Origin of the sequence: Pseudomonas sp. CM25 (assembly GCF_013179705.1) — a bacterium.
GTDB lineage: Bacteria > Pseudomonadota > Gammaproteobacteria > Pseudomonadales > Pseudomonadaceae > Aquipseudomonas.
Genome location: NZ_JABMCW010000084.1, coordinates 1 through 18,772 on the forward strand (window position 1 = coordinate 1; position 18,772 = coordinate 18,772).

At 60.3% G+C, this 18,772-nt stretch carries 18 protein-coding genes and 1 pseudogene; 8 read left to right on the forward strand and 11 right to left on the reverse strand.

Annotated elements, in window-relative coordinates; genetic code table 11:
* Positions 1–895 (reverse strand): NAD(P)/FAD-dependent oxidoreductase (locus tag HP546_RS11710; RefSeq protein ID WP_172224806.1); only part of this gene is annotated, 895 nt, incomplete at its 3' end.
* Positions 896–1,101: 206 nt separating this feature from the next.
* Between HP546_RS11710 and cfaB the strand changes: the two genes are divergently transcribed.
* Positions 1,102–2,286 (forward strand): C17 cyclopropane fatty acid synthase CfaB, encoded by a 1,185-nt coding sequence (gene cfaB, locus HP546_RS11715; RefSeq protein WP_172224809.1) that lies wholly within the window; start codon positions 1,102–1,104, stop codon positions 2,284–2,286.
* Between the two features lie 78 nt (positions 2,287–2,364).
* On the opposite strand, the gene cls is transcribed toward cfaB, so the two are convergent.
* A complete protein-coding gene (gene cls, locus HP546_RS11720) occupies positions 2,365–3,804 on the reverse strand; it encodes a cardiolipin synthase (RefSeq protein WP_172224812.1) in 1,440 nt (479 codons plus the stop codon).
* A 133-nt stretch (positions 3,805–3,937) separates the two neighbouring features.
* On the opposite strand from cls, the gene HP546_RS11725 reads away from it, so the two are divergent.
* The gene (locus HP546_RS11725) at positions 3,938–4,465 is read left to right on the forward strand and encodes a DUF3617 domain-containing protein (protein WP_172224815.1); all 528 of its coding nucleotides are present in this window, start codon (positions 3,938–3,940) and stop codon (positions 4,463–4,465) included.
* On the opposite strand, the gene folE2 is transcribed toward HP546_RS11725, so the two are convergent.
* Together folE2 and HP546_RS11735 are read right to left on the reverse strand one after the other, a co-directional pair.
* Positions 4,449–5,354, reverse strand: coding sequence for a GTP cyclohydrolase FolE2 (gene folE2, locus HP546_RS11730; protein WP_172224818.1), 906 nt, complete (start codon positions 5,352–5,354; stop codon positions 4,449–4,451). The two genes, HP546_RS11725 and folE2, sit on opposite strands and share 17 nt — an antisense overlap.
* 25 nt (positions 5,355–5,379) lie before the next feature.
* Positions 5,380–5,760, reverse strand: a complete 381-nt coding sequence (locus HP546_RS11735; RefSeq protein ID WP_172224821.1) for a glutamine synthetase — start codon at positions 5,758–5,760, stop codon at positions 5,380–5,382.
* Positions 5,761–5,875: 115 nt separating this feature from the next.
* Between HP546_RS11735 and zigA the strand changes: the two genes are divergently transcribed.
* From zigA to HP546_RS11750, 3 genes are read left to right on the forward strand one after another with little or no spacing between them, the layout of a single operon-like run.
* Complete coding sequence (gene zigA / locus HP546_RS11740; protein WP_172224859.1) at positions 5,876–7,084, forward strand: zinc metallochaperone GTPase ZigA; 1,209 nt, start codon at positions 5,876–5,878, stop codon at positions 7,082–7,084.
* Positions 7,081–7,707: a DUF1826 domain-containing protein gene (locus HP546_RS11745; protein ID WP_172224824.1), complete on the forward strand. Its 627-nt coding sequence runs from the start codon at positions 7,081–7,083 to the stop codon at positions 7,705–7,707. The genes zigA and HP546_RS11745 overlap by 4 nt, the downstream gene beginning before the upstream one ends.
* Positions 7,708–7,745: 38 nt before the next feature.
* Positions 7,746–8,717: a GTP-binding protein gene (locus tag HP546_RS11750; protein ID WP_172224827.1), complete on the forward strand. Its 972-nt coding sequence runs from the start codon at positions 7,746–7,748 to the stop codon at positions 8,715–8,717.
* Here the strand turns inward: HP546_RS11750 and HP546_RS11755 are convergent, their stop codons facing one another.
* Positions 8,718–9,110, reverse strand: coding sequence for a DUF3301 domain-containing protein (locus tag HP546_RS11755; RefSeq protein ID WP_172224830.1), 393 nt, complete (start codon positions 9,108–9,110; stop codon positions 8,718–8,720). It lies immediately after the preceding gene.
* Between the two features lie 119 nt (positions 9,111–9,229).
* Between HP546_RS11755 and pdxY the strand changes: the two genes are divergently transcribed.
* Positions 9,230–10,102: a pyridoxal kinase PdxY gene (pdxY, locus tag HP546_RS11760; RefSeq protein WP_172224833.1), complete on the forward strand. Its 873-nt coding sequence runs from the start codon at positions 9,230–9,232 to the stop codon at positions 10,100–10,102.
* On the opposite strand, the gene HP546_RS11765 is transcribed toward pdxY, so the two are convergent.
* Complete coding sequence (locus tag HP546_RS11765) at positions 10,099–10,584, reverse strand: acyl-CoA thioesterase (protein ID WP_218583495.1); 486 nt, start codon at positions 10,582–10,584, stop codon at positions 10,099–10,101. The genes pdxY and HP546_RS11765 overlap by 4 nt on opposite strands.
* 340 nt (positions 10,585–10,924) lie before the next feature.
* Between HP546_RS11765 and HP546_RS11770 the strand changes: the two genes are divergently transcribed.
* Positions 10,925–12,685 (forward strand): cation:proton antiporter, encoded by a 1,761-nt coding sequence (locus tag HP546_RS11770; RefSeq protein ID WP_172224839.1) that lies wholly within the window; start codon positions 10,925–10,927, stop codon positions 12,683–12,685.
* An 86-nt stretch (positions 12,686–12,771) separates the two neighbouring features.
* Here HP546_RS11770 and HP546_RS11775 read toward each other — a convergent pair whose 3' ends face one another.
* The 5 genes from HP546_RS11775 to zwf all read right to left on the reverse strand — a co-directional run bounded on the left by HP546_RS11775 (position 12,772) and on the right by zwf (position 18,490).
* Positions 12,772–13,179, reverse strand: a complete 408-nt coding sequence (locus HP546_RS11775) for an SMI1/KNR4 family protein (protein ID WP_172224841.1) — start codon at positions 13,177–13,179, stop codon at positions 12,772–12,774.
* A gap of 114 nt (positions 13,180–13,293) precedes the next feature.
* Positions 13,294–14,148: a Tim44 domain-containing protein gene (locus HP546_RS11780; RefSeq protein WP_172224851.1), complete on the reverse strand. Its 855-nt coding sequence runs from the start codon at positions 14,146–14,148 to the stop codon at positions 13,294–13,296.
* A 110-nt stretch (positions 14,149–14,258) separates the two neighbouring features.
* Entirely contained in the window at positions 14,259–16,445 is a 2,187-nt protein-coding gene (uvrD, locus tag HP546_RS11785; RefSeq protein WP_172224853.1) for a DNA helicase II, read from the reverse strand.
* Positions 16,446–16,642: 197 nt separating this feature from the next.
* The gene (locus HP546_RS11790; RefSeq protein ID WP_172224855.1) at positions 16,643–16,960 is read right to left on the reverse strand and encodes a hypothetical protein; all 318 of its coding nucleotides are present in this window, start codon (positions 16,958–16,960) and stop codon (positions 16,643–16,645) included.
* A gap of 87 nt (positions 16,961–17,047) precedes the next feature.
* Positions 17,048–18,490 (reverse strand): glucose-6-phosphate dehydrogenase, encoded by a 1,443-nt coding sequence (gene zwf, locus HP546_RS11795; RefSeq protein ID WP_172224857.1) that lies wholly within the window; start codon positions 18,488–18,490, stop codon positions 17,048–17,050.
* A gap of 103 nt (positions 18,491–18,593) precedes the next feature.
* Between zwf and HP546_RS11800 the strand changes: the two are divergent.
* Positions 18,594–18,772 (forward strand): annotated as a pseudogene (locus HP546_RS11800) (transcriptional regulator); the annotation flags it as partial.

The window sequence follows — 18,772 nt, forward strand, 5'->3', positions numbered from 1 at the left end:
GGTTGTCGAGCATGCCGCGCTTGTCGGTTGCCAGGCCCACGCTTTCAAGGTTGAGGCCCTGGGTGTAGGGGCGACGGCCGATCGCCACCAGCACGTAGTCGGCCTGCAGTGTTTCTGCGCTGCCGCCCGCGGCCGGTTCCAGGGTCAGGCTTACGCCCTCGGCGCTGGTGCTGGCCTGGGTTACCTTGCTGCCCAGCTTGAACACCATGCCTTGCTTGGCCAATGCCTTCTGCAGGGTTTTTGCGGTTTCTGCGTCGGTGCCCGGGCAAATGCGGTCGAGGTACTCGATGACCGTGACCTGGCTACCCAGACGACGCCACACGGAACCCAGCTCAAGGCCGATCACACCCGCACCGATGACGATCAGGTGCTTGGGCACCTGTGGCAGGGACAACGCACCGGTCGAGTCGATGATGCGCTGGTTGTCGATGGTCACCCCGGACAGCGGGGTGGGCTCGGAGCCGGTGGCAATAACGATGTCTTTGGCCTGCAGCACGTTTTCGCTACCGTCGTCTGCCTTCACCACGACCTTGCCGACGCCGTCCAGGCGGCCCCAGCCCTTGATCCAGTCGACCTTGTTCTTGCGAAAAAGGTACTCGATGCCCTTGGTCAGGCCAGTCACGCTCTCGTCCTTCTGCTTCATCATCTGGGCGAGGTTGAGGTTGGGCTTTACTTCGATACCGAGGTGCGCGAACTCGTCACCGCTGGCGGCCTCGTACAGCTCGGAAGCATGCAACAGTGCCTTGGACGGCATGCAGCCCACGTTCAAGCAGGTGCCGCCCAGCGTCGAGCGGCCTTCCACGCAGGCTACGCTCAGGCCCAGCTGGCCAGCGCGGATGGCTGCGTTGTAGCCGCCAGGGCCACCGCCGATGATCACCACGTCATAGGATTTCATGGGTTCAACTCCAGGATGTAGAAGCGCGAGAGGGGCATAAGGTTAAGCTGAGATGCTGAAATTGTATACAATCTGCTGCGCGTATAAGATCAGTTGGTTCTAGACCATCGTCTGGTTTAGAGGAAACATCCCACGAATGAACTACTCTGATCCGGCGACGTTCGAAATATCAGGCGTCGTGGCCAATTGCGGATAGGAGGGTCGTTATGCTTGGGCAACTTCCACCGGCACTGCAGCGCTTGCATCTGCCGCTGCGCCTGAAACTGTGGGACGGTAACCACTTTGATCTAGGGCCCAGCCCGCAGGTGACGATTCTTGTCAGAGAGCCTCAGCTGATCAGCCAGTTGACGCACCCCAGCCTCGACCAGCTGGGCGCGGCATTCGTCGAAGGCAAACTGGACCTTGAAGGCGATATCGGTGAGGCCATCCGCGTGTGCGATGAGCTGAGCGAAGCGTTGCTGACAGATGAAGCCGAAGCGCTGCCGCAGCGGGTGTCTCACGACAAGAGCACAGACGCCGAAGCCATCTCCTATCACTATGACGTTTCCAATGCGTTCTACCAGTTGTGGCTGGACCAGGACATGGCGTATTCGTGTGCCTACTTCCGCGAGCCCGACAATACCCTCGATCAGGCGCAACAGGACAAGTTTGACCACCTGTGTCGGAAACTGCGCCTGGACGCAGGTGATTACCTGCTCGACGTGGGTTGTGGCTGGGGCGGGCTGTCGCGTTTTGCCGCCAGGGAGTATGGCGCCAAAGTGTTTGGTATCACCTTGAGCAAGGAGCAACTGAAGCTCGGTCGCCAGCGCGTCAAGGCCGAGGGCCTGAGCGACAAGGTTGACCTGCAGATTCTCGACTACCGCGACCTGCCGCAGGACGGGCGCTTCGACAAGGTGGTCAGTGTCGGCATGTTCGAACATGTCGGGCATGCCAACCTTTCGCTGTACTGCCAGAAACTGTTCGGGGCGGTGAGGGCAGGGGGGCTGGTGATGAACCACGGTATCACCGCCAAGCATGTCGACGGCCGACCTGTCGGCCGTGGTGCAGGAGAGTTCATCGACCGCTACGTGTTTCCCCACGGCGAGTTGCCTCACCTTTCGATGATCAGCGCCAGTATCTGTGAAGCGGGGCTGGAGGTCGTGGACGTGGAAAGCCTGCGTCTGCACTACGCAAAGACCCTGCACCACTGGAGCGAGAACCTGGAGAACCAGCTGCACAGGGCGGCGAAACTGGTGCCCGATCATACCTTGCGTATCTGGCGCCTGTACCTGGCTGGGTGTGCCTATGCGTTCCAGAAGGGCTGGATCAACCTCCACCAGATCCTGGCCGTGAAGCCATACGCAGATGGACACCATGACCTGCCTTGGACCCGCGAGGACCTCTATCGCTGAATCATGAAGCGAGCTGGCTCCCCTGCAGGAGTGGGTGAACCCGCTCTTGCAGCGCCTACCCCGGGGTGGATTTGCCCGTCACAGAATCGGCGAAATCAACCGGGCAATGCGCATCCCCAATTGCTGCAGCCGATGAGTGTCGAGGCTGTCCTCCGCAGTAATTTCCCTGGCCTGTTCGAAGTCATTGACTAGCATGTGCTCGACCTGGTCAGCGAACCCGCGGTCGACTGTCAGCAGGGTGATCTCGAAGTTCAGGCGGAACGAACGGTTGTCCAGGTTGGCACTGCCGATTGCGCTGACATCATCATCCACCAGCACCACTTTCTGGTGCAGGAACCCCGGCTGGTAGCGGAACATGCGCACACCTGCACGCACTGCTTCGAAGGCGAACAGGCTGGAGGCGGCGTAGACGATGCGGTGATCTGGCCGCGACGGAATCAGCACCCGTACATCTACTCCACGCAGAACCGCCAGGCGCAGGGCGGCGAATACAGCCTCGTCCGGGATGAAGTAGGGGCTGGTTATCCATACCCTTCGAGTCGCGGAATGGATTGCTTCGAGGAAAAATAGCGCGCAGGTTTCCTGTGGGTCGGCTGGGCCGCTGGCCAGCACCTGGCACAGCACGCCATTGTCCGGGTAGGCATCGGGCAGTATCAGCGGTGGAAGCTGGCGCGCGGCCCAGTACCAGTCTTCGGCGAACGACTCCTGCAGGCAAGCCAGGACCGGCCCGCTGATCTGTACATGGGTATCACGCCAAGGCGAAAGCTGTGGGTGTTCGCCCAGGTATTCGTCACCCACATTGTGCCCGCCGAGGAAACCCAGCACGCCGTCCACCACCACGATCTTGCGATGGTTGCGGAAGTTCACCTGGAAGCGATTGAACCAGCCGCGACGGGTGGCGAAGGCATGGATCTGCACGCCACCTTCTCGCAATACCTGGCTGTAGCTTGCCGGCAAGGCATGGCTGCCCACCCGGTCGTAGAGCACGAACACCTGCACCCCTTCGGCCGCTTTGCGTAACAGCAGTTGCTGAAGTGCCTTGCCGAGGGTGTCGTCGTGGATGATGAAGAACTGCACCATCACCACCTCGCGGGCTTTCTCGATCGCCGCAAAGATCGCGTCGAAGGTGGCCTTGCCGTCGATCAGCAGCTTCACCTGATTGTTCGCCAGGCACGGCATGCGCCCCAGCTTGGGCATGGCGCGCAGGGCCGCGTAGCTCTCAGACTCACGGGCAGTAAGGGCTTCTTCCACCCAAGGTCGCCAGTTGAGGTTGGCCATGGCTACATGCATTTCCTGGTTGGCCTGGCGCCGCGCCTTGATGTAGGCATAGAAGGACCGGGCACCGAAGACCAGGTAGGGGATCAGGGTAAGGTAGGGAATGAAGAACAAAGGCATGGCCCAGGCAATCGCGCCTTGGGCAGTGCGCACGGTGAACAGCGCGTGCAGCGCGGCGACCATACCCAGCAGATGGATCAGGCCGAGTAGGTAACCGAGGAAGTAAGGGCTGTGGTAATCCATATGCATCCTGCTTGGCCGAGTACACTTGAGGTAACAGAACACGTTCCCCCGCCACCTTGCAACCCGCAGGTGGATTTAGCGTCTAAGCCTCCGCCCGGCGCACTTCGCCGGTTTTTTCCAGGAGCGTTCGTCCATGAAGATTCGTCTGCCACTGTTGGCGTTGGCCCTGGGCATGAGCAGCACGCTTGTGCATGCACAGATGCTGCAGCCAGGTTTGTGGGAGCTGACCACCAGCAACATGCAGGTCGATGGCAAACCGTTACCCGACATGGGGTTCATGCTCGGCCAGTTAAAAAATTTGCCGCCGGAGCAGCGTGCGATGATGGAGGGGGTGTTGGCAAAACAGGGGGTTACCGTCGGGGGTAACGGGGTGCGTTCGTGCCTTACCCCAGAGCAGGTGGCAACCAACGATATTCCGCTGCAGGACCCCAAGTCAGGTTGCACGCAAAAAATCACTGACCGTACCGGTAATGTCTGGAAGTTCGAGTTCAGCTGCCCCAAGGCTCAGGGCAGCGGCCAGGCCACCTTCCTCAGCGATCGAGAATTCACTACCCAGGTCAATGGCACGTTCAACGCGTCGGGTGTGCAGCAGCAAGGTAGCATGAACACCCGTGCGGTATGGCTGGGCAGCGACTGCGGTACGGTCAAGCCTCGCAGCTGACATCCCACTGCCACTGACTTGTGGCGACAGCGTCGTGGGCATGCAGGCTTTCTGCATGTTCCACACGCAACCTGAAAGCGGTGCTCCATTCCAGTTGCTTTACCGCATTGTGCAGGCGGCGTGCGGCATCTTCACAAAACATCAGGTTCTGGCCGTTGGCCAAGGCGAACGCTTGCTCGTCAGCGCGTTTCACCGCAGTTTGGACCGCGGTTCCCAGGCTCGCCTCCACGCAATCAATCAATTCGGTGATTGGCAGCACTGTCTGATTACTCCGCAATCGCACCTGAATTTTCGCAGTACTTCGCTGGCTATGGGGGGTAGCCAGGATGCCTTGGGCGCTGCCTAGCCACTCCAGTACCGAAGCTTTGTTGATCTGCTGCTGGCTGAAACTGGCTTGGAACTGTTGCTGAATCAGCTGTCGCGCAAGCGCCGCCGAGCACGGGCAGGTCGATGAATAAGGAACAGAAACCAATAGTTCCACGTGGAACATTTCATTTTGGATCCTCGCATCGACGGTCACGTCGTAACTTTTCCAGCCTGCAAGCGGGCTGACCAATGCAGGCCTTTTCAACAGATGCTCGAAGCTGAGGCGTAGATACGCGGCAGAAGACAGGCCCTCATGGCTGCTCATGAAGTCAGCCAGAAGTTGGCGGATTGCGAGGGGCGTCAGTGGCTGATTCGCCAATGACTCAAGAGCCAGGTACAGCCGCGACATGTGGATCCCACGTGAGCTGCCGTCTATCAGGTTTACGCCAGCATCGGCTTTGGCCGCCGTGCTGCGCCCATCGAATTGCACTGGCAGCGCTATGCCGCACATACCCACCCAGTGCAATGGCAGGGCTTGTTCTTGATGTTGTGCAGCGATGTCGGGGAGCTTGAGCTGGGTCATCGGGCTTTCCAAACGAAGAGAGGCATTAGCGGCAGCCGCCAATCAAACTGCAATGCAGGTTGTAGCGTTGCCCAGTGGAACTGGATACACGGTTGAGGGTGGTCCAGCCCACGCGACGGCTGTAACCCATCCAGGCCTCGCCATCGGTGGCAACGCCGGTGAAAAAGGTGAACGTGCCGAAGCGGTTGTTGGTTTGGGCCCACAGGCGCCGGCTGTTTACGTCGTAGCCACGCAGGTAGAACGTGGTGCCTTCGGTGCGCACGCTGTAGTAGTTGCCCTTGCCATCCTGGCAGGCCAGCAGCGTGGCGCTGCGTGTACACAGCGCCAACGCGCTGCCCTGTGGCATGGCTAAAAGCGAAGTGGGCATGCTGAACAGCAGCAGCACCACGGCGCGCGACACATTCATTTGTCATCCCCTGTGAGCACTCGTCCGTCGCGAATGGCTTGGCGAAATTGTATTGTTACTTTATAACATTGTGCAATGCATCATTTCGAATGCGCCCGCCAGAAGAGGTTCCGCCATGCCCAACCGTCTCCCCGTCACTGTTCTGTCCGGCTTTCTTGGGGCCGGCAAGAGCACTCTGCTCAACCACGTACTGCGTAATCGCGACAACCTGAGGGTGGCTGTGATCGTTAACGACATGAGCGAAATCAACATCGACGCAAGCGAGGTGCAACGCAATGTCAGCCTCAATCGTGCAGAAGAGAAACTGGTGGAGATGAGCAATGGCTGTATCTGCTGCACGTTGCGTGAGGACTTGCTCGAAGAAGTAGCGAAGCTGGCCGAAGAAGGGCGTTTCGATTATCTGCTGATCGAGTCCACAGGTATCTCGGAGCCACTGCCCGTGGCTGAGACCTTCACCTTTCGTGACGATCAGGGTCGGAGCCTGTCCGACATGGCGCGGCTGGACACCATGGTCACCGTGGTCGATGGGCTCAATTTCATGCGCGACTACCAGGCGGCGGAAAGCCTGGCCAGCCATGGCGAAACATTGGGCGAAGAAGATGAGCGGTCGATCAGTGACCTGTTGATCGAGCAGGTGGAGTTCGCCGATGTGCTGCTGTTGAGCAAAATTGATCTGATCAGCCAGCATGACCGCGATGAGCTGGTCGCAATTTTGCGCAGCCTGAATTCCCAGGCACAGATCATACCCATGGTACTGGGCCAGGTGCCGCTGGCGCGGATCCTGGATACCGGTCTGTTCGATTTCGACCAGGCTGCGCAAGCGCCCGGCTGGCTGCAAGAATTGCGCGGTGAGCATGTGCCGGAAAGTGAAGAGTACGGCATCGCAGCAACAGCTTGGCAGGCCCGCCGACCGCTTCATCCACAACGCTTTTTTGATTTTATCCACAAGCCTTGGAGCAATGGCCGGTTACTGCGTTCCAAGGGGTTTTTCTGGCTGGCCAGCAAGTATCAGGAAGCCGGCAGCTGGTCACAGGCAGGAGGCATGATGCGCCACGGTCTGGCCGGCCGTTGGTGGCGATTCGTGCCGCGCGAACAGTGGCCCCAGGATGTGGATAACACTGCGTCGATCTTGAAACACTGGGTCGCCGAGACCGGTGACTGCCGCCAGGAGCTTGTGTTCATTGGGCAAAATATCGACTTCCAGAAATTATCCACAGCCCTTGATGCCTGCTTGTTGACGGATGAAGAAATGCGTTTGGGCCATATGGCTTGGCTGCGTCTGCCCGATCCATTCGGCCCATGGCACGAAGAGGCGGCAGCATGAAATCGCACAAGCAGCCTGTGGATATCTTTCAGGTGTTCGGTGACACCCCACAGGTGCTCACCGAAGTGCTCCAGGATGGCATCAACCTGGCGGTGTGGCGCCGGCGCCTGCCGCCGCAATTGGAGGACTTTGCCGCATTGTTGGTCAGCCTTGGTCATCCATTGGATGACCAACGCGTAATCGATGTAGACGAGCAGCGCGTGCCGGTAATGCCCGATTTGTTGCGTGAAGCGGCGGACCTGCACGGCTATGAAGCTTTTGTTGCCGATGTGACCTGGCTGGTCGCGGCATACACCTGCCTGGTGGGCGCGCAGCGGGTCGGCTTGCGCCTTCGGCTGCTGGCCGGCCCGATGTGCCCCCGTTTCCATGTGGATAACGTGCCGTTGCGGTTGCTCACCACTTACCTGGGCCCGGGCAGCGAATGGTTGCCTGAGCATGCGACCCAACGTGGGAAGTTACACACAGAAGATGTGCCTGTGGATAACATCCAGCAGCTGGATGCTGGCGACGTGGCCGTGGTCAAGGGCGAGAAATGGCAGGGCAACGAGGGCTCGGGGCTGGTGCACCGTTCACCCCCAGGCCAGCAGGGGCGGCTGCTGCTCAGCCTTGACTGGCTTGCCTGACGGCGCATAGTGAAGCATCACTCCCTTGAAGCCACCCCATGCTGCAGAACATTCCCACCCATGTAATCGCCGGCCCCCTTGGGGCTGGCAAAACCACCCTTATCCGTCAACTGCTGGCCCAGCGTCCGGCCAATGAGCGTTGGGCGGTATTGATCAATGAGTTCGGCCAGATAGGCCTGGATGCAGCTCTGCTCAGCCGTGACGAGGACGGCATCACCCTGAGCGAGGTCGCGGGGGGCTGCCTGTGCTGCGTCAACGGTATGCCGTTCCAGGTGGGCCTTGGCCGGCTCTTGCGCAAATCCCGCCCTGATCGGCTGTTTATCGAGCCCTCAGGCCTGGGTCATCCAGTGCAATTACTCGCTCAGCTGAATAAAGCTCCATGGCTCGGAGTGCTGACAATTCAGCCATTGTTAGTGGTTTTGGATGCCCGGTCCATAGTTCGAAGTGAACCGATTCCGCAACCGCAGCTGGAGGCTATTGCTGCGGCTGAAAGTATAGTTTTCAACAAGTCTGAGCTTGTGGATGAAACATCTAAGCTGTTGATAACTAATAATTTTTATACCAAGAGCGTTCATTGGGTAGTGCAGGGGCGTCTCCCATTTGCGGCCCTTCCAGGGGTCTCTGCAAAGATTGTCGACACCCCTTCTGTGACTAATGGGATTGTCGACAATCTTGGAATGGTGCCCGCGGTGCTATGGAATGATCCCAGTCAGCCGATCTGTGTTGCCCAGCAGGGAGAGGGTGGATGGAGTATTGGTTGGCGCTGGCATCCGGCTCAGCAGTTTTATCCACAGCGGCTGCAGGCGTTCCTGGGCAATTGGCCGTGGATGCGCGCCAAAGGAGTTATCCACAGCGTGGACGGTTGGCAGTCGTTCAATGGCTTGGCGGGGGATATGCCAGCATGGCAACCCAGTGACTGGCGCAAGGACACTCGTATCGAGCTGATTTTTGCTCAGCCGCAATCGCAACCCGCATTACAAAAGGGGTTGAGCGATTGCCTCGTCAGCTGATCAATTGCGCCAGCGGTTGTGTTCCTGGCGCCACTGCTGCATCTCGATGACATTGTCGGTGCGCGGTGGAGTCTTGATTTCGAACGGGTAGGGTGCCAGTTCGATATGCACGCTATGGGCGCCAAACTGGGTCACGGTACCGGGGTGGCGTTGCTCGCCGGTGACGGTGAACTCGAAGGCGTAGATACGCGCCAGGCGCTTGCGGCCATTGGCATCACGCACTAAGCCGATGCGCTTGAGGGCGACGGCATCGTCGAGCAGCTCGAGGTCAAGCTTGGCGCAATGCTGTTTGACCCGCTCCAGGGCTTTTTCGCGCAACCCGTGGTTGTGCCATAACCAGGCGCCTGCCGACGCGACCAGCATCAGGACGAAGAGGTTCTCCAGGGTCAACATTTGCGTATGCTCCAAACAGGTAGATCCAGCTTAACTGCGTCCCTGGCCTGTCGTACAGGTGGCAATCGAGTTCATACTGCGTTGCGCACAATTCTTGAAACAGTTTTGGAAATCTCCGCATGAAACGTACCCCGCACCTGCTCGCCATTCAGTCCCATGTGGTGTTCGGCCACGCCGGCAACAGTGCCGCGGTGTTCCCCATGCAGCGTATCGGGGTCAATGTCTGGCCGCTCAATACCGTGCAGTTCTCCAACCACACTCAGTATGGCCAGTGGGCGGGCGAAGTGCTTGCCCCGGCGCAAATTCCTGCGTTGGTGCAAGGCATTTGCAACATCGGCGAGCTGGGCCACTGCGATGCGGTACTGTCCGGCTACCTGGGCAGTGCCGAGCAAGGACGGGCGATTCTGGCCGGCCTCGAACGGATAAAGGCGGTGAACCCGAAGGCGTTGTACATGTGCGACCCGGTCATGGGGCACCCTGAGAAGGGCTGCATCGTGCCGCCGGAGGTCAGCGAGTTTCTGCTTGATGAGGCCGTCGCGAGGGCGGACATCCTGTGCCCCAATCAGCTGGAGCTGGACAGCTTCTGTGGGCGCCGTGCGCAATCGCTGGAAGATTGCGTGAGCATGGCTCGCGGCCTGCTGCAGCGCGGGCCGCAGGTTGTGCTGGTGAAGCACCTGGCTTACCCAGGGCGTGCCACAGACCACTTCGAGATGCTGCTGGTAACGGCCGAGCACAGCTGGCATCTGCGCCGTCCGCTGCTGGCCTTCCCGCGGCAGCCGGTTGGGGTGGGGGACCTGACCTCAGGCCTGTTCCTGGCCCGTGTGCTGCTTGGCGATAGCTGGGTGCAGGCGTTTGAATTCACCGCCGCGGCCGTGCACGAGGTGCTGCTGGAAACCCAGGCCTGCGCCAGCTACGAATTGCAGCTGGTGCGGGCCCAGGACCGCATCGCGCACCCACGGGTGCGCTTCGAGGCGCAACCGCTGGCGCTTTAGATACCGTCGGTTTTCAAGTCCTGGTAGCGTTTTTCCAGCTCCTGGCGAATCTGCCGACGCTGCTGGCCTTGCAGGAACCGGCGCTTCTCCTCGCTGCTGTGCGGCTGGCGCGGGGGTACCGGCACCGGGCGACGGTTGTCATCAACCGCGACCATGGTGAAGAAGCAGCTATTGGAATGGCGCACCGAGCGCTCGCGGATGTTTTCGGTCACCACTTTGATGCCGACTTCCATCGATGTGTTGCCGGTGTAGTTGACCGACGCCAGGAAGGTCACCAGTTCGCCCACATGCACGGGTTCGCGGAAGATCACCTGGTCGACCGACAGCGTAACCACATAGCTGCCGGCATAGCGGCTGGCGCACGCATAAGCCACTTCGTCGAGGTACTTGAGCAGGGTGCCGCCATGTACGTTGCCAGAAAAGTTGGCCATGTCCGGGGTCATCAGGACGGTCATGCTCAGCTGGGCGTTTCCAGGTTCCATAGTGTGCTCACGGTCGGGTTGCGCTGAATCGGGCTTGTGGGGGTTGTACTCTGCAGACATTTCTTTCCCCTCTTTGAATTTGCCTTCCTGATACGGGACGTTGGCAGGCGCCGTGTCGTCACGCTGATGATGCCATCGGAGGCGCTTTAACGGCCGATCTGTTTCTGCATATTGCACCAGCTTTTTGCGGCGGGGTGCGATGTTAACCTGAGTACGCCCATGCAACATGGGCTTTCCCGCATTCAATACCGTGTGTACTTGCTGCTCGCTCGGGGTTGCCTTGGCAGAGGAGCGGTCTGCCCAGGCATCCAGACAAAGACGAGAAAAGGAGTATCACGCCATGCATGCCATCAGCTTTATCCAGGACCTGGCAGTCATCATGCTGGTCGCGGGCGTGGTGACCATCCTCTTTCACCGTCTCAAGCAGCCCGTGGTGCTGGGTTACATCGTCGCCGGCTTCATCATCGGCCCGCATACCCCTCCGTTTGGCCTGATTCACGACGAGGACACCATCAAGATCCTTGCTGAACTGGGGGTTATCTTCCTGATGTTCTGCCTCGGGCTGGAGTTCAGCCTGCGCAAGCTGTTCAAGGTGGGTGCAACGGCGTTTATCGCGGCTTTCCTGGAAATCGTGCTGATGATCTGGATCGGCTTCGAGATCGGCCGCTGGTTCGGCTGGAACACCATGGACTCGCTGTTCCTCGGCGCCATCCTGGCCATTTCCTCGACCACCATCATCGTCAAGGCGCTCAATGACCTGAAGATGAAGAACGAGCGCTTTGCCCAACTGATCTTTGGCGTGCTGATCGTCGAGGACATTCTTGGTATCGGCATCATCGCCCTGTTGTCGGGCATTGCCGTCAGCGGCACGGTCAGCTCCGGCGAGGTGTTCTCCACCGTCGGCAAGCTGTCGCTGTTCATGATCGTTGCGCTGGTCATCGGCATCCTGCTGATACCGCGGCTGCTGGCCTACGTGGCCAAGTTCGAAAGCAACGAGATGCTGCTGATTACCGTGCTGGGCCTGTGCTTTGGCTTCTGCCTGCTGGTGGTCAAGCTGGAATACAGCATGGTCCTGGGGGCGTTCCTGATCGGCGCCATCATGGCCGAATCGCGCCAGTTGCTGAAAATCGAGCGCCTTATCGAACCTGTGCGCGACCTGTTCAGCGCGATATTTTTCGTGGCGATCGGTCTGATGATCGACCCCCAGGTGCTGGTCGATTACGCCTGGCCGATCGTGGTCATCACCCTGGCCGTGGTACTGGGCAAGATGCTGTCCTGTGGCATGGGGGCGTTCATCGCCGGCAATGACGGGCGCACGTCGTTGCGCGTGGGCATGGGGCTTTCGCAAATCGGCGAGTTCTCCTTCATCATCGCCGCGCTGGGCATGACCTTGCAGGTGACCAGCGACTTCCTCTACCCGGTGGCCGTCGCCGTATCGGCCATCACCACGTTGTTGACGCCCTACCTGATCCGGGCAGCCGACCCGTTGTCGCAGAAGCTCGGTAGGGTGGTACCCGGCCGCCTGGCACGGGTGCTGTCGTTGTATGGCGAGTGGCTGCGCAACATCCAGCCGCAGGGCGAGAGCGCGATGCTGGCGGCGATGATCCGGCGCATCCTGTTGCAAGTGGGGGTGAACCTGGCGCTGGTCATCGCCATTTTCTTCAGCGGTGGTTACTTTGCAGGGCGTATCGGCAACTGGCTCAGTGAATGGGTCAGCGATGCCAGCCAGCAGAAAGCCGTGATATGGGGCGCTGCACTGTTGCTGTCGTTGCCATTTCTGATTGCCGCCTACCGCAAGCTCAAGGCGCTTTCGATGTTGCTGGCAGAGATGGGCGTAAAGCCGGAAATGGCCGGGCGACATACCCAGCGCGTGCGTCGGGTAATTGCCGAGGTGATCCCGCTGCTGTCGCTGCTGGTAATCTTCCTGCTGCTGTCTGCGTTGTCGGCGAGCATTCTGCCGACCAATGAGCTGCTGCTGGTGATTGCCGTGGTTGCTGCGGTGGTGGTGGCGTTGCTATGGCGCTGGTTTATCCGCGTGCATACGCGCATGCAGATTGCCTTGCTGGAGACGTTGGAGAACAGCCGCGAGAATACCCACTGAGGGTGAAAGCTCCAGTGCGGCCCTGTTGGTGGGTAAACCCCACACACACAGGGCCGGCACCGGCTGCATCAATTCACAGGTGCTAATCAGCTTTCCAGCCAGACATCACGCGCCCAGTGCCACACCGATTCCCAGCTCTCCTCGCCGGCGATTTCCTCTTCGGCATCCCACAACACCACGGTGCCGTCTTCTTCGACGCAGTAGTAGTTGTCGCCGTCCTGGCACAGTGGAATAAGATCACGCGGCACCCCGGCATCCCAGGCGTTGGAGGCCACCTCTGGCAGGTAGGTGTGCGACTGCGGATCAGTGACGGTGACCGGCTCCAGGGAGCCGTAGACCACATCGCTGACGGTCAGCAGAAATTCTTTGAACACGAACGGAATGTTGATGAACAGCTGTTCTTCAATCTCTACCAGCTGGTCCTCGTCGGGAAGCTCCAGGGGCACCGGCACCGGCTCATTGGCTTCACGGAGTTGTTCGATCACTTCTTCCACGGTTCACTTCCTCTGACCTAGATGACAACGCTGCGCGTTATACCCTAGTAGCCCACTTTGGCAAAAGCAAAAACCCCGGGCAAGGCCCGGGGTTTTTTGTGCAGCACGCAGCGGTTAGCCGTTCTGACGGATACCGGCAACCAGCCAAGGCTGGTTCTCGCCTTGGGCGCGAACCATGTGCCAGCTTTCGCTGAACACTTCGCCCTGGTCGAAGCGCGAGTTTTTCGACAGGCCACGGAAGGTGAGGGTGGCGTCGGTGCGGTCGGCGCGGTCGTCGAGACCGTCCAGTTGCACTTCGAGGTTGTCGATGTAGGTGGCCTGGAAGCCATCACCCAGCTCAGCGCGCTCGCGCTTGAGGAACTCGAGCATTTGCGGGGTGACGAACTCGGCGATCTTGTCCATTTCGTTGGCATCCCAGTGCTGCTGCAGCGACTGGAAGTGGTTGCGAGCGGCGGCCAGGAAGCTCTGCTCGTTGAACCAGGCCGGGGCGTTGATCACCGGAGCAGCTGCGGCAGCAGGTGCGGCCGAACCACCGAAGATCGACGGCTGGGCAGGCTGGCCGTGAGCCTCACGCTGCATCGGCGCATGGCCTGGCGCGGCCATTTGCGGCTGCTGCTGGCGACGGCGCGCGGCGATGAAGCGGAACACCAGGAAGGCGATGAGCGCCACGATCAGGAAGTCCATGATCTGGAAGCCTTCGAAACCGTCGCCCATGAACATGGACGCCAGCAGGCCACCGGCGGCGAGACCGGCCAATGGGCCCAGCCAGCGCGAAGCACCGCTGGCAGCAGCCGGTGCACGGCCAGGTGCGGTCGGTGCGGCGGCAGGCGTGGTTGGCGTAGCCTGGCGGGTCTGGTGGATAGGCGCGGAGCCCGAGCTCTTGCCACCGCCGAAGCGCTTGGCGTTGGCGTCCAGGCTCAGCGTCAGGCCGACGCAGAGCGCCAGTGCGATGCTAAGAAAACGTTGCATAAATGGGATATCCCCTGTTGTGGATTGCACGCGCGTCATGTTGCACCGGTTCCCGTGCACATGACCAGCGACATAATGTTTCGAGCTTTTGCCTAAGCTTTGCCCAAGTGTTACAAGGCCTCGAGCTTGGCATACCCCAACATCAGCCATTTGCTGCCTTCGGCAAAATTCACCTGGACCCGCGCCTGGGCGCCGGACCCCTCGAAGTTGAGGATCACACCTTCTCCAAACACCGCATGCTGCACACGCTGGCCAAGGCTGAATGCAGTCTGCGGGATGCTCGCATTGGCAAACAGGTTACTGTTGGTGGCCGTCTTCACCCCGCCGAACGGACGGCTGACGCTATTGGACAGGCGCACTTCCTGCACCAGCCCCGGCGGAATTTCGCGTACGAAACGCGACACCTTGTTGTAGGTTTCGCTGCCATACAGGCGACGAGTTTCAGCGTAGGTCATGACCAGCTGGCGCATGGCGCGGGTGATGCCCACGTAGGCCAGGCGGCGTTCCTCTTCCAGGCGGCCGGGTTCTTCCAGGCTCATCTTGTGCGGGAACAGGCCTTCTTCCATGCCCACCAGAAACACATACGGGAACTCCAGGCCCTTGGCGCTGTGCAAGGTCATCAGCTGGATGCTGTCTTCATGTTCGTCGGCCTGGGTATCGCCGGCTTCGAGCGAGGCATGGCCGAGGAAGGCCGACAGTGGCGAGAGCTCGGCGTCTTCGTCGGTGGATTCGAAGTTGCGCGCCGCGCTCACCAGTTCCTCAAGGTTTTCTACCCGTGCCTGGCCCTTTTCACCCTTTTCTTCCTGGTGATAAGTGATCAGCCCTGACTGCTCGATGGTGGTCTGGGTCATGGTATGCAGCGGCATGTCCACGACCTTGGCTGCCAACCCTTCGATCAACTCGATGAACGCCCCCAGGGCACTGGCTGCGCGGCCTTTCAGGGCTTTGCCGGCGATCAGCTGGCACATCGCCTGCCACATCGACAGCTGGCTGTGGCGGGCGTGCTCGCGAATGGCTTCGACGGTTTTTTCGCCAATACCGCGCGGCGGTACATTTATCACCCGCTCCAGGGCGGCATCGTTGCCTCGGCCTTCGATCAGCCGCAGGTACGCCATGGCGTTCTTGATCTCGGCGCGTTCGAAGAAGCGCTGGCCACCATAGATGCGGTACGGGATCCGTTCGCGCAGCAGGGCTTCTTCCAGTACCCGCGACTGGGCGTTGGAACGGTACAGGATGGCGATTTCGTTACGCGCATTGCCTTGCTTGACCAGGCTTTCGATGGTTTCCACCACGTAGCGCGCTTCGTCGTGCTCGTTGTAGGCCGCGTACAGGGTCAGCGGTTCGCCTTCGCCCATGTCGGTCCACAGCTCCTTGCCCAGGCGCCCGCTGTTGTTCGCGATCAGGGCGTTGGCCGCCTTGAGGATGCCACCGGTGGAGCGGTAGTTCTGCTCCAGGCGAATCATTTCGGCGTCCGGGAAATCGGCGGTGTACTGGTGGATGTTCTCGATCTTGGCGCCGCGCCAGCCGTAGATCGACTGGTCGTCGTCGCCCACCGCCATCAGGCTGTCGCCACCGCGCGCCAGCAGGCGCAGCCAGGCGTATTGCACCGCGTTGGTGTCCTGGAACTCGTCCACCAGCACGTGGCGGAAGCGCCGCTGGTAATGCTCCAGCAGGCCCGGGTGGTCGCGCCACAGGTCCAGGGCGCGCAGCAGCAGCTCGGAAAAGTCGATGACCCCGGCGCGCTCGCAGGCCTGCTCGTAGGCGGTATACACGTCGCGCATGGTGGACAGGAACAGGTCGCCCCCGGCCTGGATATGTTGCGGGCGCAGGCCCTCGTCCTTCTGCCCGTTGATAAACCACTGGGCCTGGCGTGCCGGCCATTTCTGCTCGTCCAGGCCCAACTCGCGCATTACCCGTTTGATCAGGCGCTGCTGGTCGTCGCTGTCGAGGATCTGGAAGTTCTGTACCAGTCGCGCTTCTTGCCAATGAGCCCGCAGCAGGCGATGGGCAAGGCCGTGGAAGGTCCCGACCCACATGCCCGCCGGGTTGATCCCCAGCAGCTGCTCGATCCGCTGGCGCATTTCTGCCGCAGCCTTGTTGGTGAACGTCACCGACAGGATCGAGTGCGGCGATGCCTGCTCCACCTGGATAAGCCAGGCGATGCGGTGCACCAGCACGCGGGTTTTACCGGAACCGGCGCCGGCAAGCACCAGTTGACGCCCGAGCGTGGCCGCTACGGCCTGGCGTTGGGCATCGTTGAGGGAATTCAGCAGGAAGGAGAGGTCGTCTGTGCGCATCGGGCCATTCTAGGGTGCCGCGCAGGAACGGGCAAACGCCTACTGTATGAATATTCACCTGGTTCGCACCATTCATCGCCAGGGTGCCACGAGCGTGGGACGGGGCCGAACTTCTGGTCAGATGTCCTGAGCTGTAATGGTTTTGACAATATTGCAGTCAGGACATTGTCGGCCAAGCTGTTTTAGCGGAAAGCTGATCAGTCTGTGATCATGATCTCGGTGATGCTGGCAATCAGCTTGTCGTCATGGAAGATGTCCACTTTCGGAATAGCACTGTGATCCCCCGGCATCCGGAAGCTCACCGGCTTTTCGGTAACGACCTGAGGGTAGATACCTCCCTCGGTCTCCTGCGTCAGCTCAAGTGCCAGCGCGTGAGACTTGTCCTGCAACTTGCGTATGCTCAGTCGCGGACTGATGCCGGGGTGGCCGACCATGACATTGCCATAGACACGGAAATTTGCATTTCCCGGCATCCTGTCCTGCTGTGCTACCCAACCATTCGTTTCGATAGACATGTTGCTCATTCTCCAGGTTAGCGCGACGGAATATCGCGTGAGCACATGATTGCGCGCGTAACCCAGGGCCATGCAGTCAGAAAGGGTTCAGCTGTACCAGTGTCTGCCTTGATGGGCGAGCAGCGCGCTGGCCTGTTCAGGTCCGTTGTTTCCCGCGCCATAGTTACGTGGAGGTTGGAAATGTTCTTCCCAGCCCTTGATAATGGGATCGACCCAGGCCCAGGCGGCCTCCACTTCATCGCGACGCATGAACAGTGTCGAATCCCCATCCAGCACATCCAGCAGCAGGCGTTCGTAGGCTTCCCAGCGACGGGTCTGGCTGAAGACCTGGGCCAGGTTCAGGTCCAGGTCCACCGGCTCCAGGCGCATGCCCTTGCCTGGGCTTTTGGTCATCATGCGCAGGCTGATGCGTTCGTCCGGTTGCAGCTGGATCAGCAGCTGGTTGACCTGTGCCCCGCTGAACAGTTCATGGGGCACAGGCTTGAACTGGATGACGATTTGCGACGTGCGTCGCGCCATACGCTTGCCGGTGCGCAAGTAGAAAGGCACACCCGCCCAGCGCCAGTTGTCGATGTGCGCTTCGACGGCGACGAAGGTTTCGGTGTCGCTGTCGTTGTCGACATCCTTTTCGAAGTAATACGCCGGCACTTCCTGGCCACCGATGCGCCCGGCGCCGTACTGGCCGCGCACGGTCTTGTCCTGCACGTCCTGGCCAGTGATCGGCTTGAGCGCCCGCAATATCTTTACTTTTTCATCGCGTACCGCTTCGGCCTCGAACTGTGAGGGTGGCTCCATGGCCACCAGGCACAGCAGCTGCAGCAGGTGGTTCTGCAGCATGTCGCGGATCGCCCCGGCGCGGTCGTAGTAGCCGCCGCGGTTCTCTACACCGAGCGTTTCGCAGACGCTGATCTGCACATGATCGACCTGGTTGTTGCGCCACACCGGCTCCAGCAAGGCGTTGGCAAAGCGCAGCGCCATCAGGTTCTGTACGGTCTCCTTGCCCAGGTAATGATCGATGCGGAACACCTGATTTTCTTCGAATACTGCGCCAATCGCTTCGTTGATGGCAGTGGCAGATTCAAGCGAGTGGCCGATCGGCTTTTCCAGCACGATGCGCGCCTCGGCATCGGCCAGGCCGGCGTTACGCAGGTGGTTGGCAATAGGGACGAACAAGTTCGGGGCGGTGGCAAGGTAGAAGATGCGCGTAAGCCCGCCGGGCTCGCCCAGGTAGCGTGCCAGGCGCCCGAAGTCGGCACTTTGCGAAGCATCCATGGGGAAATAGTCGAGCCGTGCGGAAAACCGTTGCCAGACGTCTTCTTCAAAGTTACTGCGGGCGATTTGCGCCCGGCAGTGGCGCTCGGCCAGCTTCAGGTAGTCGTTGCGTGGCAGGTTGCGCCGAGCCAGCGCGATGATGCGTACGGCAGGGTCAAGACGGGCCTCGCGAAACAGGTGGTAGAGCGCCGGGAGCAGTTTGTGCAGGGCCAGATCGCCGGTGCCGCCGAAGACCAGAATGTCGCAAGGAATAGTCAAACCGCCACTCTCCACGTTCGTTTAACTGGGCGGGTTGGCGTCCATGTAGTATAACTACAAGAAAGCTACAACCCGGCCAGCCGATCATAACCGAGTCCAGCCCGTGAATCTGTTGCAACATATCGCCCAATCGCGCCACCTGCTGCGCAAATCGGAACTGAAAGTGGCCGACCACGTGCTGCTGGACCCGGCTGCCGTCATGCACAGCTCGATGGCCGACCTGGCGCACAACGTGGGTATCAGCGAGCCGACCATCGTGCGTTTCTGCCGGGCTATCGGTTG

What these genes read in the sequence shown, in the direction of transcription:
- cfaB (WP_172224809.1), top strand. Translation starts at nt 1,102, where the DNA reads ATGCTTGGGCAACTTCCACCGGCACTGCAGCGCTTGCATCTGCCGCTG.
- cls (WP_172224812.1), bottom strand. Translation starts at nt 3,804, where the DNA reads ATGGATTACCACAGCCCTTACTTCCTCGGTTACCTACTCGGCCTGATC.
- HP546_RS11725 (WP_172224815.1), top strand. Translation starts at nt 3,938, where the DNA reads ATGAAGATTCGTCTGCCACTGTTGGCGTTGGCCCTGGGCATGAGCAGC.
- folE2 (WP_172224818.1), bottom strand. Translation starts at nt 5,354, where the DNA reads ATGACCCAGCTCAAGCTCCCCGACATCGCTGCACAACATCAAGAACAA.
- HP546_RS11735 (WP_172224821.1), bottom strand. Translation starts at nt 5,760, where the DNA reads ATGAATGTGTCGCGCGCCGTGGTGCTGCTGCTGTTCAGCATGCCCACT.
- zigA (WP_172224859.1), top strand. Translation starts at nt 5,876, where the DNA reads ATGCCCAACCGTCTCCCCGTCACTGTTCTGTCCGGCTTTCTTGGGGCC.
- HP546_RS11745 (WP_172224824.1), top strand. Translation starts at nt 7,081, where the DNA reads ATGAAATCGCACAAGCAGCCTGTGGATATCTTTCAGGTGTTCGGTGAC.
- HP546_RS11750 (WP_172224827.1), top strand. Translation starts at nt 7,746, where the DNA reads ATGCTGCAGAACATTCCCACCCATGTAATCGCCGGCCCCCTTGGGGCT.
- HP546_RS11755 (WP_172224830.1), bottom strand. Translation starts at nt 9,110, where the DNA reads ATGTTGACCCTGGAGAACCTCTTCGTCCTGATGCTGGTCGCGTCGGCA.
- pdxY (WP_172224833.1), top strand. Translation starts at nt 9,230, where the DNA reads ATGAAACGTACCCCGCACCTGCTCGCCATTCAGTCCCATGTGGTGTTC.
- HP546_RS11765 (WP_218583495.1), bottom strand. Translation starts at nt 10,584, where the DNA reads ATGGAACCTGGAAACGCCCAGCTGAGCATGACCGTCCTGATGACCCCG.
- HP546_RS11770 (WP_172224839.1), top strand. Translation starts at nt 10,925, where the DNA reads ATGCATGCCATCAGCTTTATCCAGGACCTGGCAGTCATCATGCTGGTC.
- HP546_RS11780 (WP_172224851.1), bottom strand. Translation starts at nt 14,148, where the DNA reads ATGCAACGTTTTCTTAGCATCGCACTGGCGCTCTGCGTCGGCCTGACG.
- uvrD (WP_172224853.1), bottom strand. Translation starts at nt 16,445, where the DNA reads ATGCGCACAGACGACCTCTCCTTCCTGCTGAATTCCCTCAACGATGCC.
- HP546_RS11790 (WP_172224855.1), bottom strand. Translation starts at nt 16,960, where the DNA reads ATGTCTATCGAAACGAATGGTTGGGTAGCACAGCAGGACAGGATGCCG.